Genomic DNA, 13,079 nt, shown 5'->3' with positions numbered 1-13,079 from the left:
GGCAGAAAAATGCACCGAAGCCCGCCAGGCAAGGCGTCGCGGGCGGGCGGGTGACGCGGCTTTCCCCGACGGATGCGAAACAGAAACGGCCCGGCATTGCTGCCGGGCCGCTGTTGGAAAATCCCGAAGGCAGGATTACTGCACGAGATAGTCGTACTTGCCGTCTTTCCACTCGTAGAAGACATAGCCGGGCAGCGTGACGTCGCCCTTGTCGTCGAAGGAGAGCTCGCCGAGAACGGTCGCGAACGTGCCTTCGTTGAGCGCGGCGACCACCGGGTCGTACTCGGTGGACTTGGCGGTTTCGACAGCGGTCTTCCAGGCCTGGATCGCCGCATAGGTGTAGAGCGCGTAGCCTTCGGCGGTCTTGCCGGCGGCCAGAAGCGCGTCGACGACGGGCTTGGCGATCTCGTTCTTGCGCGGATCGGGCGAGAAGGTCATCAGAGTGCCCTGGCCGGCATCGCCGGTGATGGCCCAGTACTCGTCGGTCACCAGCGCGTCACCGGAGACGAGCACGGTGTCCATGCCCTGCTCCTTCATCTGGCGCGCCATCAGGCCGGCTTCCGTGTGGTAGCCGCCCACATAGAGCACGCCGATGCCCTCGTTCTTCAGCTTGGAGACGAGCGCCGTATAGTCCTTTTCACCGGCGGTGTAGGCTTCGTAGAGCGCCGGCTTGCCGCCGGCCGCCTCGTAAGCCGCCATCGTCGCGTCGGCGAGACCCTTGCCGTAGGCGGTCTTGTCGTGGACGAAGGCCACCTTCTTGTCGGCGAAATTGTCGACCAGGAACTTGCCGGCAACCGCACCCTGCTGATCGTCACGGCCGCAGACGCGGTAGACGCCCGGACCCGGACGATCGTCGGTGAAGGCCGGGTTGGTCGAAGCCGGCGAGATCTGGATGATGCCTTCTTCCGCGTAGACGGCGGAAGCCGGGATCGACGAACCCGAGCAGAAGTGACCCGCCACGAAGCTGACGCCGGAGCCGGCGAACTGGTTGGCAACCGCCACGGCCTGCTTCGGATCGCAGGCATCGTCACCGACCTCGAGCTTGAGCTGCTCGCCGTTGACACCGCCAGCGGCATTGATGTCGGCCACGGCCTGCTCGGCGCCGGCCTTCATCTGCTCGCCGAACGAGGCGTACTGGCCGGTCATCGGACCGGCAACGGCAATCGTGATATCCGCCCAGGCGGATCCGGTCATCATCAGGCTGAGCGCTGCGCCAGCCATAAGTGCCTTTTTCATGACTACTCCCTTGAAAAACACCAGACGTTCCCTTGGCTTTCCGGAAATGGTGTTGGGTTTTCCGGTTCGGCCCGCGCGGGCTCCAGGGCCCGCTTAACCGGCATGAAAGCCTAATTCAAAAAAGAAATAAAGGCTTTCGGCCGGTTAATCATGAATCCCCTCCGCCAGCGCGCCGCCACCCCAGCGGACCACTGCGCTGATACTGGAAACTATACTGTGTCGACATCTGCCCTGCACGCGTGATGCGTTTGCCGACGAAGGCGATGATCAGCAGCGCGATCAGATCGACGATGTAGTAGTGGAGCGACAGCAGCGAGCCGCTGAACAGCGCGTAGTGAATGAAGCGCGTCGCCGCGGCCAGAAGCACGATGTAGAAGGCGAGCTGCAAGTCGCCCTGCCAGGTGCGCGCCATCGCGCGCCCGGTGAGATAGGCGGCGCTGCCGGCCAGGAGCACCGTGACGAAGAAGAACTCCCAGAAGGAGACTTCCCAGATCGGTCCGTTTGCGTGTTCCATCAGTGCCTCCCGCCTTCCAGATAGGCAGCGCGCACTTCCTCGCGCTTGAGGAGCTCGGCTCCGGTGCCGCTCATGGTGATGTTGCCGTTGACCATGACATAGCCGCGATGGGCGAGCTTCAGCGCATGGAAGGCGTTCTGCTCGACCAGGAAGACCGTCAGGCCCTCCTCCTCGTTGAGCGCCCGGATCGCGTCGAAGATCTGCTTGACGATCAGCGGGGCGAGGCCGAGCGACGGCTCGTCGAGGAGCAGCAGCTTGGGCCGGCTCATCAGCGCGCGGGCGATGGCCAGCATCTGCTGCTCGCCACCCGACAGCGTCCCGCCGCGCTGGTTGATGCGCTCCTTGAGGCGCGGGAACAGCTTGAAGACCTTCGCCAGATCCTCGTCGAACAGGCTGGGATCGACCAGCGCCGCGCCCATCTGCAGATTCTCCAGCACCGTCATGCGCGGGAAGATGCGCCGCCCTTCGGGCGACTGGGCGATGCCGCGGCTGACGATCTCGTGCGTCGGCATCAGGGTGATGTCCTGGCCGTCATAGATGATCTGCCCGTTGCGTGCCTGCGGCTGGCCGCAAATGGTCATCATCAGCGTCGACTTGCCGGCGCCATTGGCCCCGATCATGGTGACGATCTCGCCGCGATGGACGTCGAGGTCGACGCCACGCAGCGCGACGATCTTGCCGTAATAGGTCTCGACGCCGCGCACCGAGAGCAGGGTGTCCGTCCGGGTGCTCATGCCTTGCCTCCCTTAGCGGTGGTCTTCTTCGGCTGAGCGCCGCGCCTGCCGGGTACGCTGGTCGGCACATCCCCCTTGTCGACGCGCTTGGAGAACGCCGTCTCGCCGCCCCTGGCGAGGACCTTGGCCTGCTTCACCCATTCCTCCCGCTCGATGCGGCCGGGGAAGGAGAGATAGGCTCCGACCCATTCGATCTCGGCCTTCTTCCACGCGGCGATCTGGTCGAAATGCCAGGTGCCGAGCGTGTTGAGCTTCTTCTCGTTGGCCGGGCCGATGCCCTTGATGCGGGTCAGGTTGTTTCCGCCGCCGGCGCGCGGCTTCCGGGTGCCGTGCGGCTGCTTGCCGGGATAGTCGCCTGAATTGGCGATCTTGATCTCGCTCGCCTCGGCGGGCGCCGGCTTGGCCGCGGGCTTGCGCGTCGCAGGTTTCGCCTTTGCCGGGGTGGCTGCGGCAGCGCTCTTGGCGGCACCTCCGGCGGCAGCGGTCTTCGCCGGGCCTGTCGTGCCCGTCTTCGCCTTGGCCGTTTTCGGAGCCCTGGCCTTTTCCGGGGCTTTTGCGGAGGTCTTTTCCTGGCTCCTGGCCGAAGCCTTCGCCGTGCCGCGCTTGGCTGGTGCCTTGGCTCCGGTCGCCATCAGCGGCTGGGCGAAAGCCGTATCGGCTGCCGGCGCGGCCGCCTTCGTCTTCCGCGCGGCGGGCTTGCGCGCCTTGGCGGGCGCCTTCCGGGCGCTTGCCTTCTTCGAACCAGCCGCCGTCGCGCCATCGGATTCGGCGGCGACCTTCGCCACGTCCTTGCGGATTTCCGGCACGTCGATCTCCGCCTCGTCGTCGACGCCGAGATAGGCGGCGATGACCTTCGGGTCGGATTTCACCGCATCGGCAGCACCGTCGGCGATCTTCACGCCGTAATCGAGCACCACGACGTGATCGGAGATTTCCATGACCACGCCCATGTCGTGCTCGATGAGCAGGACCGACACATTGTGCTCGTCGCGGATGTACTTCAGTAACTGGTTGAGTTCGGCGGATTCGCGCGGGTTGAGGCCCGCCGCCGGCTCGTCGAGGCACAGAAGCTGCGGGCCGATGCACATGGCCCGGGCGATCTCCAGGCGACGCTGGTCGCCATAGGGCAGGTCGGCGGCCGGGTCGTCGGCGCGTTCGACCAGATGCGTCCGCTCCAGCCAGTAGACGGCCTTGTCGATGGCCTCCTGCTGCGCCCTCTTGTAGCTCGGCAGGCCGAGAATGCCGCCCAGCGAGAAGCCCGAGGCGACCATCAACGGATTGTGCTGGGCAACCAGCAGGTTCTCCAGCACGGTCATGCCGCCGAACAGGCGGATGTTCTGGAACGTGCGCGCCACCTTGGCCTTGTGCGAGATCTCGTGGTCGGGCATGCGCTCGAGCAGGAACACGCCGCCCGCATTGGTGCTCTGCCACTTGAGCCCGCTCGCCGTAACCGCCTCGACCGCATCGTCCTGGCGGCCGGGGCCGTGACGCATGACGATCCGGCCCTCGGTCGGCTTGTAGAAGCCGGTGACGCAGTTGAACACGGTCGTCTTGCCGGCGCCGTTGGGGCCGATGAGCGCGGTGATGTCGCCCCGCCCGACATTGAAGCAGAGGTCACCGACGGCCACGAGGCCGCCGAACCGCATGGTCAGGTGCTCGACGCTGAGGACGGGATCCGCATCCCAGTTCGGCGTCGCGTCACCGGTGGTTTTCACTTTCGTCGCCGTTTTCATCAGTGTCCCTCACCCTGAGCGACCATATCGGCGCCGATGCGTTTCTTCTCCTTGAGAACGGCGGACGGTTCGCGCGTCGAGATCAGGCCGCGCGGTTTCCACACCATGATCAGCACCATGGCCAGGCCGAAGATCAGCATGCGGTACTGCACGGGATCGAAGCCCGACCCGAACACCTGCTGCAGGAAGCCCAGATTGCGCAGCATCTCGATGCCGCCGATCATCACCACGGCGGCGATGACGACGCCGATCTGCGAGCCGAGGCCGCCGAGCACGACGATTGCCAGGATGATCGCGGATTCCAGGAAGGTGAAGCTCTCGGGTGAGATGAAGCCCTGTCTGGTGGCGAAGAACGAGCCGGCGAAGCCGCCGAACATCGCACCGATGGCGAACGCCGTCAGCTTGGTGTTGCGCGTGTTGATGCCGAGCGAGCGGCAGGCGATCTCGTCCTCGCGCAGCGCCTCCCAGGCCCGCCCGATGGGCAATCGCCTGAGCCGCATGGTCACGAAATTGGTGATCAGCGCCAGGATGAAGATGATGTAGTAGAGGAAGATGAAGCGCTGGATCGGGTCGTAGGCGATGCCGAAGAAATCGGCGAAGCCGCCCTCGCCCCGCTTCAGCTCCAGGCCGAAGAAGGTCGGCTTCGGGATGCCCGATATGCCGTCCGGGCCCTTGGTGAACTCGTACCAGTTGAGCAGCACCACGCGGATGATCTCGCCGAAGGCCAGAGTGACGATGGCGAGATAGTCGCCGCGCAGCCGGAGCACCGGGAACCCGAGGATCACCCCCCAGGTCGCCGCCAGGAGACCGGCGAGCGGCAGGGCCAGCCAGAAGCCGAAATCCAGATACTGCGCCAGAAGCGCGAAGGAATAGGCGCCCACCGCATAGAAGGCGACATAGCCGAGATCGAGCAGACCGGCGAGGCCGACGACGATGTTCAGACCCCAGCCGAGCATGATGTAGGTCATGATCAGGATGGCCAGATCGATGAACTGACGATCCCTGCCCGGGAAGAACGTGGTGAAGAAGAACGGCAGGATGAGCGCGAAGGCGAACAGGCCCCACTTCAGCACCTTGCCCGCCTGGGCGAGCCTGCTCTCCGAGCCGGACAGGCCGATCGAGAGGTTGCGCGTCACGGGCCGGCGCGTCTTGTAGACGAACAGGTTGAGCAGCAGCCGCCCGGCGAAGACGATCAGGATCGAGATGATCCACGCGCCCCAGCGCATCTTGAGGTCGAGACCGCCCGGCGCGATATCCGTGCGGATGCCGATGAAGAAGAAGCCGAGGACGCCGGCCAGGAACGCCGCCATGGCGGCGTCCTTGATCGATGCCTGCAGCGAATTGGGATCGCCCTGTGGTCCGGCGACCGGCGTTTTCGTACCGCTGACAGCCATCAGACCTTCTCCACTTCCGGTTGGCCGAGCAGGCCGGATGGCAGGAATATCAGGACGATGGCCAGAATGGAGAAGGCCGCCACGTCCTTGTATTCGACGGAGAAGTAACCGGACCAGAACACCTCGATCAGGCCGATCAGGAGTCCGCCGAGCATCGCGCCCGGCAACGAGCCGATGCCGCCGAGCACCGCGGCCGTGAATGCCTTAACGCCCGCCAGGAAGCCGATATAGAAGTCGATCACGCCGTAGAGCAGCACGAACATCAGGCCGGCGACGGCGGCCAGCGCCGCGCCCATGACGAATGTCAGCGAGATGGTGCGGTCGACATTGATGCCGAGCAGCGATGCCATCTTGCGGTCCTGCTCGCAGGCGCGCTGGGCGCGGCCGAGCGGCGTGCGCGAGATGAGTAGCGTGAAGCCGGCCATCAGCACGACCGTCGTAAGGATGATGATGATCTGCATGTAGGAGAGCTGCACCAGGATCGTGCCGTTCTCGGTCGATCCCTCCATCAGCGTAATACCGCCCTGAATCTGCGGCGGCAGCGGCTTGACGCGCGCGCCCTGCGTGATCTGGACGAAGTTCTGCAGCACGATCGACATGCCGATGGCGGTGATCAGCGGCGCCAGGCGGAAGGAGCCGCGCAACGGCCGGTAGGCCAGCCGCTCCACGGTCCAGCCCCATGCGGAGGTGAACAGCATCGAGACGATCAGGACGATAAGCAACACCACGGGCAGGAATGTGAAGCCCAGGACGGTCGTCAGGATCAGGAACATCGCCAGGGCGATGAACGCACCGATCATGAAGACGTCGCCATGGGCGAAGTTGATCATTCCGATGATGCCGTAGACCATCGTGTAACCGATGGCGATCAGCCCGTAGATGGAACCCAGCGTCAGCCCATTGATAAGCTGCTGGACGAAATATTCCATGGGTAAAGCAACTCCCCTGAAATGTCGCTTCGTGAGCGCATTTCTTATTCTTGTTCCCCTTCTAGTCGTAGAGAATTGGCGTCCGATTGCAACGGCAAATTTCCCACGACCGGTTTTGGCACCGCTGGCCGGTTGTTCTCCCCCGGCTCTTGTTGGGGCGGGAAGCTATCACCGGCCCAATGCAATGTCATTGCGATGAATACCCCGGAGAGCGAAAAGAATGGGGATTTCTTCGGTATCGTACAAGCATCATGCATGATTGTTGCAAGTCCGCCGACGTCCGGTTGAATCGGAATCGGCCGCTCGCAGAACGCGAAACGCCCGCATCGCGAGACGATGCGGGCGCTGCAATTCGCCGGACGAACCGTCCCGGCCGGCCAGTCCCGACCGGCCGGAAAACGACGTCAATTCATGGTTGGGATGACGAACTCCGCACCGTCCTTGACGCCGGACGGCCAGCGCGACGTCACAGTCTTGGTCTTGGTGTAGAAGCGGAAGGCGTCCGGCCCGTGCTGGTTGAGATCGCCGAAGCCTGAAGCCTTCCATCCGCCGAAAGTATAATAGGCGATCGGCACCGGGATCGGCACGTTGACGCCGACCATGCCGACCTCGACGCGGGCGGCGAAATCGCGCGCCGCATCACCGTCGCGCGTGAAGATGGCGACGCCGTTGCCATATTCGTGGTCGTTGGGCAGCGCCAGCGCCTCCTCATAGGTATTGGCGCGAACGACGGACAGCACCGGCCCGAAGATCTCTTCCTTGTAGATGCGCATGTCCTTCGTGACGTTGTCGAACAGACAGCCGCCCATATAGTAGCCGTCCTCGTAGCCCTGCATCTTGAAGCCGCGTCCATCGACGAGAAGCTTCGCGCCTTCCTTGACGCCGAGATCGACATAGCCCTTCACGCGCTCGAGCGCCTGGGCGGTGACCAGCGGGCCGAAATCGGCGGACGCGTCCGTCGACGGGCCGACCTTGAGGCTCTCGACGCGCGGGATCAGCTTCTCGACCAGCCGGTCGGCGGTCTCCTTGCCGACGGGAACGGCCACCGACACCGCCATGCAGCGCTCGCCGGCCGAGCCGTAGCCGGCGCCGATCAGCGCGTCGACGGTCTGATCCATGTCGGCGTCGGGCATGATGATCAGGTGGTTCTTGGCGCCGCCGAAGCACTGCGCCCGCTTGCCGTTGGCCGTGGCGCGGCCATAGATGTACTGCGCGATCGGCGTCGAGCCGACGAAGCCCACGGCCTTGATGTCCGGATCGTCGAGGATGGCGTCGACGGCCTCCTTGTCGCCGTTGACGACGTTGAGCACGCCGGCCGGCAGGCCCGCCTCGAGGAACAGTTCGGCGATGCGCATCGGCACCCCGGGATCGCGCTCCGAAGGCTTGAGCACATAGGCATTGCCGCAGGCGAGCGCCGGGGCGATCTTCCAGAGCGGGATCATCGCCGGGAAGTTGAACGGCGTGATGCCGGCGACGACGCCGAGCGGCTGGCGCATGGAATAGACGTCGATGCCGGGGCCGGCGCCTTCCGTGTACTCGCCCTTCATCATGTGCGGCGCGCCGATGCACACCTCGACCACTTCGAGGCCGCGCTGGATGTCGCCCTTGGCGTCGGGAATGGTCTTGCCGTGCTCGCGGGCCAGAAGCTCGGCCAGCTCGTCATATTCGCGGTGCACCAGTTCGAGGAACTTCATCAGGACGCGCACGCGGCGCTGCGGATTGGTGTTGGCCCAGCCGACCTGTGCCGCCTTGGCGTTCTCGACCGCCGCGCGGACTTCCGCCGCGCTGGCCAGAGCGACCTTGCCGCGCACCGAGCCGTCCATCGGCTGCATGATGTCCTGCGAGCGGCCGCTGGTGCCTGCGACGCGCTTGCCGCCAATGAAATGACCGACGTCCTCCATGAGGATTCTCCCTGAGCTTGGAATTTCGCACATTGTCCCGCTTCGGGGACAGGTTTGCAACGCGAGCGAAACAGCAACCGTTGTGCAAAATTTAAAGCGAAGATAGAATATGCAGTGCGCAGAATGCTTAGCCGAGGAGTGGGGATGAACTGGGACGATGTGCGGGTGTTTCTTGCCGTGGCGCGCGCTGGGCAGATTCTGGGGGCCGCCAAGCGGCTGGAGCTCAATCACGCGACGGTCTCGCGCAGGATCGCCGCACTGGAGACGGCCATCGGCGCCAAGCTCTTTCATCGCCTCACCACGGGCAGCGAGCTGACGGCCGCCGGCGAACAGCTTCTCGCCACCGCCGAGCGCATGGAAGCCGACATGATCACCGCCCGCGCCGAGATCGCCGGCGAGAGCGAGGACGTGACCGGCACGGTGCGCATCGGCGCGCCGGACGGTTTCGGCGTCGCCTTCCTGGCGTCGCGCCTGGGCGGACTGACTCTGCGCCACCCCGGCCTTGCCGTGCAGCTCGTTCCCGTGCCGCGTTCCTTTTCCCTGTCGCGGCGCGAGGCCGACATCGCGATCACCGTCGACCGGCCGACCGAGGGCCGGCTCGTCGCCGCCAAGCTGGTCGATTACACGCTGAACCTCTACGCCTCCCGCGCCTACGCCGCCGAGCACGGCCTGCCGGCGGACGCCCGGGAACTGTCGCGCCATCGCCTGATCGGCTACGTGCCCGACCTGATCTTCAGCCCGACGCTCGACTACGCCATGGAGATCTCCGAGCATTGGCGCACGGATTTCGCGGTCTCCTCCGCCATGGGCCAGACCGAGGCGGTGCGCGCCGGAGCGGGGATCGGCATCCTGCACACATTCATCGCGCGCGCCCATGACGATCTGGTGCGGCTCGAATGGGCCGGTCCGATCCGCCGCAGCTACTGGCTCGTCTATCACGAATCGATGCGCCCCGTGCAGCGCATACAGGCCGCCGCCGCCTTCATCGGCGAGCTGGTGGAGCGGGAGCGGCCGGTCTTCGCCTGAGCGTCATTCGCCTTGCCGGCCTCGGCACCGACGGCGGAACGCTTCACCACGCGGCTACCTACCCGGAACCATACGTCCCGAGAAGGATTAGCCTCCGGAAAGCAAAGCCCGTCAGAAACCGGAGAACCAGCCGATGTCCTACTGGCGCTTCGCGGCGATGATCGCGACCTCCACGGTCGTGATGTTCGGCCTGATGTATTTGAACACCTACGCGCTCGACCACGTCTTCTGGAGCGAAACGCGCGCCTGGATGGCGTTCTTCATGGGCGCGGCCATGGCCGCCGTCATGCTTGGCTTCATGTGGAGCATGTACCGGCGGCCGGCGCTCAACGCCCTTATCCTCGCCGCCTCCGCTCTGGTCTTCGCGACCGCCCTGTGGCTGGTGCGCAGCCAGGCGACCGTGGATGAGGTCGACTACATGAAAGCGATGATCCCGCATCACTCGATCGCGATCATGACCAGCAGGCGGGCGGCGATCTCCGATCCGCGCGTGCGAGAGCTCGCCGACGGGATCGTGGCCGCGCAGGAGCGCGAGATCGCCGAGATGAAGGCGCTGATCGACGAGCTGGAGCAGCAGGACTGACCACCCCCAACCGGGCGCGCTCCCGCCACTACCCTGCTGGTAATTGCCTGCCGCCGCCGCATGCATCAGGCTCCGCCCGCCGTCATGCGCGGTCGGTGGATCTCCGGAAAAGACGTCGAGGATCGCAACTCGCCTGTCGGACGGAAGCGGCCTCGACCGTCTTGCAGAGACAGCGGACCCGCTGATGTTCAATCTCGCTCAGCCCGGCGGCAAGCCGTGCGGAAAGGTTCCCATGTCCGGAAAGATCATCGTCACGCAATACATGTCCCTCGACGGCGTCATCGAGGATCCCGTCGGCATGGAGGATTCGGGGCTCGGCGACTGGACCGGCCCCTTCACGCGCGGCCCGGAGGGCGACGCCTTCAAGCACGAGGAGCTGATGAGCGCCCAGGCCATGATCTACGGCCGCAAGACCTATGACGGCTTCGCTGCCGTCTGGCCCACCGTCGACGACGAGGCGGGCTATGCGCGCCGGATGAACAGCCTGCCGAAATATCTGGCCTCGACGACCATCGGCAAGCCCGAATGGAACAACACGTCGCTGCTGTCGGGCGATCTGGCGGACGCGACCCGCGATCTGAAGGAGAAGCAGGACGGCGACATCCTGATCTTCGGCAGCGCATCGGTGGTCCACGCGCTGATGCCGCACGGGCTGATCGACGAGTTCCGGCTGATGGTCTACCCGACGGTCCTCGGTCGCGGCATCCGGCTTTTCCCGGATGGAACGGCGACCATGCTCGGCCTCGCCGAATGCCGGACGTTCAACGACGGGATCGTGCTGCTGCGCTATGAAACGAACAAGAATTAGCCTGCTGGCCCTGATGATGAGCGTCGCCCCCGCCGTTGCCGACGAGGCGCCGCCGGTCGATCCCGGCCGCGACGCCGTGCACCAGCGCCATGTCCGCAACGGCAGCGTCGATCCCTCGGCGCCCGTCCAGGCGAGCGGCGAGATCACCATCGCCGCGCCGCCCGCCAAGGTCTGGTCGGTGCTGAGCGACGTGCGGAACTGGCCGTCGATCCGCTCCGACATAGGCGACGTTGCGGGAGACCCCGAGGCGTCGCCCGACGCCGTCTTCACCTGGTCGACCTCGGGCGTGCGCCTGACGTCGAAGTTCGGCGTCGTCGAGCCGGGCCGGAAGCTCACCTGGACCACCTCCCTGCCCGGGCTGGTGATGGCCCATGAATACCGGTTCGAACCGGACGGCGCCGGCGGCACGCGCATCCTCTGCCGGGAATCGCTGTGGGCGCCGACGGTCGCGCCGCAGATCGACGACGACGAGCTCCGCTCGCGCATCCGCAGCTGGCTCGAAGGCATCAAGGCGCTCGCCGAGCGGAGCTGAGGAAACCGCTCTCACGGGATGAGCGGGAGGAAGCGGCGGCGACCTTTCCGGCCGGCGATTCGTGCTTCGTTAGGGTCTTTGGCCGACAAAGGACCGAACGCACGATCGCCGGAGGCCACCTCATGCCGCACCGCATCCTCTTTCTGCTGGCCGCTCTGGGCTTCGCGGCGCCCGCCGCCGCCCAGCATTTCCCCGACCTGCCGCCCCCGCCGCAAACCGCGGGCATCGCCATTCCGGACGGGCAGATCGACAAGGCCGTGGCCGAGGTCGATGCCATCGTCGAACGCGTCATGCGGGAGACGGGCATTCCCGGCATCGCCGTCGCGGTGGTGAGCCGGGACGCCGTGCTTCTGCAGAAGGGCTATGGCGTGCGAAGGGCGGGCGAGACGGCCGCGGTCGACGCGGACACGGTCTTCCAGCTCGCCTCGCTGTCGAAGCCGGTCGGCGCGACGGTGGTGGCGCAGCAGGTGGGCGAAGGCGGCATCGGCTGGGACACGCCGATGAAGGACGTCATGCCCTGGTTCACGCTCGCCGACCCGAACGCCACGGCGATGCTGACCATCGGCGATCTTTACGCCCATCGCTCGGGCTTGCCGGACCATGCCGGCGACGACCTGGAGGATCTGGGCTTCCCGCAGCGAGTGATTCTCGAGCGCCTGCGTCATTCCAGGCTCGATGGCTTCCGCACGCACTATGCCTATACGAATTTCGGCCTCACGGCGGCTGCGGAAGCGGTGGCCGCCGTCGCCGGCAAGGACTGGGCGACGCTCAGCGGGGACGCGCTCTACGGGCCGCTCGGCATGACCAGCGCCTCGTCGCGGCTGGAGGATTTTCTGGCGCGCGACAACCGCGTCCACGGGCATGTGCGCTCCGACGGCGCATGGCGGGCGCTCTACCAGCGCAAGCCGGACGCCCAGTCGCCGGCCGGCGGCGTCAGCGCCAGCGTCGCGGACATGGCGAAATGGATGCGCCTCATCCTCGGCATGGGCGCCTATGAAGGCCGCCGCCTGATCGAGGAAGACGCGCTGCTCGCGGCCATCGGCCCGCAATCGGTCTCGGGCAGGCCCTACGCGGCGGACGCGCGCGCCAGCTTCTACGGATACGGGTTCGGCGTCGGCACCTCGCCGGCCGGCCGGGTGATGCTCAGCCATTCGGGCGCCTTCGCCCTCGGCGCGGCCACCAATGTGGTGATGATCCCCTCGGCCGACATCGGCATCGTGATCCTGAGCAACGCCGCGCCGATCGGCGCCGTCGAGGCCATCGGCATGAGCTTCGCCGACCTGGTGCAGTATGGAAATGTCCGCCGCGACTGGCTGACCATGTACGGCGCGCTGATGAAGCCGCTGCTGGCGCCCTTCGGCCGGTATGTCGGCAAGGCGCCGCCCGCCGATCCCCGGCCTTCAAGACCGCTCGCCGACTATGCCGGCACTTTCGCCAATGCCTATTACGGCGATTTGCTGGTCGAGGAGACCGGCGGCGCACTGGTCATGAAGGTGGCGGGCGCGACAAGCGCGTTCGCCCTGGAGCACTGGGACGGCGACGAGTTCGTCTTCCGGCCGAGCAACGAGAACGCGACGGAAGGCTCCATCTCGTCGGTTCTGTTCGCGTTCGAAAAGGAAGCCGCGCCAGGCCGCGTCACGGTGGAGTACTTTGACCAGGAGCAGGACGGCACGTTCGTCCGGCGCTAGT

General features: G+C 65.8%; 12 protein-coding genes. 5 read left to right on the top strand and 7 right to left on the bottom strand.

Features of this window, described 5'->3' with window-relative positions; translation table 11 throughout:
• Positions 1-135: 135 nt before the first annotated feature.
• The 7 genes from NA2_RS19515 to NA2_RS19485 all read right to left on the bottom strand — a co-directional run bounded on the left by NA2_RS19515 (position 136) and on the right by NA2_RS19485 (position 8,441).
• On the bottom strand, positions 136-1,236 hold the full coding sequence (locus tag NA2_RS19515; protein ID WP_040678685.1) for a branched-chain amino acid ABC transporter substrate-binding protein: 1,101 nt from the start codon (positions 1,234-1,236) through the stop codon (positions 136-138).
• A 148-nt stretch (positions 1,237-1,384) separates the two neighbouring features.
• On the bottom strand, positions 1,385-1,750 hold the full coding sequence (locus NA2_RS19510; protein ID WP_008598945.1) for a DUF6867 family protein: 366 nt from the start codon (positions 1,748-1,750) through the stop codon (positions 1,385-1,387).
• Entirely contained in the window at positions 1,750-2,484 is a 735-nt protein-coding gene (locus tag NA2_RS19505; protein ID WP_008598944.1) for an ABC transporter ATP-binding protein, read from the bottom strand. The genes NA2_RS19510 and NA2_RS19505 overlap by 1 nt, the downstream gene beginning before the upstream one ends.
• Positions 2,481-4,217: an ATP-binding cassette domain-containing protein gene (locus tag NA2_RS19500; protein ID WP_008598942.1), complete on the bottom strand. Its 1,737-nt coding sequence runs from the start codon at positions 4,215-4,217 to the stop codon at positions 2,481-2,483. The genes NA2_RS19505 and NA2_RS19500 overlap by 4 nt, the downstream gene beginning before the upstream one ends.
• Positions 4,217-5,611: a high-affinity branched-chain amino acid ABC transporter permease LivM gene (gene livM, locus NA2_RS19495; protein WP_008598941.1), complete on the bottom strand. Its 1,395-nt coding sequence runs from the start codon at positions 5,609-5,611 to the stop codon at positions 4,217-4,219. The genes NA2_RS19500 and livM overlap by 1 nt, the downstream gene beginning before the upstream one ends.
• On the bottom strand, positions 5,611-6,540 hold the full coding sequence (locus NA2_RS19490) for an ABC transporter permease subunit (protein ID WP_008598940.1): 930 nt from the start codon (positions 6,538-6,540) through the stop codon (positions 5,611-5,613). The genes livM and NA2_RS19490 overlap by 1 nt, the downstream gene beginning before the upstream one ends.
• A gap of 404 nt (positions 6,541-6,944) precedes the next feature.
• Complete coding sequence (locus tag NA2_RS19485) at positions 6,945-8,441, bottom strand: CoA-acylating methylmalonate-semialdehyde dehydrogenase (RefSeq protein WP_008598939.1); 1,497 nt, start codon at positions 8,439-8,441, stop codon at positions 6,945-6,947.
• A 144-nt stretch (positions 8,442-8,585) separates the two neighbouring features.
• Between NA2_RS19485 and NA2_RS19480 the strand changes: the two genes are divergently transcribed.
• From NA2_RS19480 to NA2_RS19460, 5 genes are all read left to right on the top strand, one after another.
• Positions 8,586-9,467, top strand: a complete 882-nt coding sequence (locus NA2_RS19480) for a LysR family transcriptional regulator (protein ID WP_008598938.1) — start codon at positions 8,586-8,588, stop codon at positions 9,465-9,467.
• Between the two features lie 133 nt (positions 9,468-9,600).
• The gene (locus NA2_RS19475; protein WP_008598937.1) at positions 9,601-10,050 is read left to right on the top strand and encodes a DUF305 domain-containing protein; all 450 of its coding nucleotides are present in this window, start codon (positions 9,601-9,603) and stop codon (positions 10,048-10,050) included.
• Positions 10,051-10,282: 232 nt separating this feature from the next.
• The gene (locus tag NA2_RS19470) at positions 10,283-10,858 is read left to right on the top strand and encodes a dihydrofolate reductase family protein (protein WP_040678698.1); all 576 of its coding nucleotides are present in this window, start codon (positions 10,283-10,285) and stop codon (positions 10,856-10,858) included.
• Between the two features lie 16 nt (positions 10,859-10,874).
• A complete protein-coding gene (locus NA2_RS21335; protein ID WP_157188327.1) occupies positions 10,875-11,390 on the top strand; it encodes an SRPBCC family protein in 516 nt (171 codons plus the stop codon).
• A gap of 122 nt (positions 11,391-11,512) precedes the next feature.
• Positions 11,513-13,078 (top strand): serine hydrolase, encoded by a 1,566-nt coding sequence (locus NA2_RS19460; RefSeq protein WP_008598934.1) that lies wholly within the window; start codon positions 11,513-11,515, stop codon positions 13,076-13,078.
• The last annotated feature ends 1 nt before the right edge of the window (position 13,079 follow it).

The sequence above is a fragment of the Nitratireductor pacificus pht-3B genome (genome assembly GCF_000300335.1).
Classification (GTDB): domain Bacteria; phylum Pseudomonadota; class Alphaproteobacteria; order Rhizobiales; family Rhizobiaceae; genus Nitratireductor; species Nitratireductor pacificus.
This window is presented reverse-complemented; position numbering and strand designations above follow the sequence as displayed.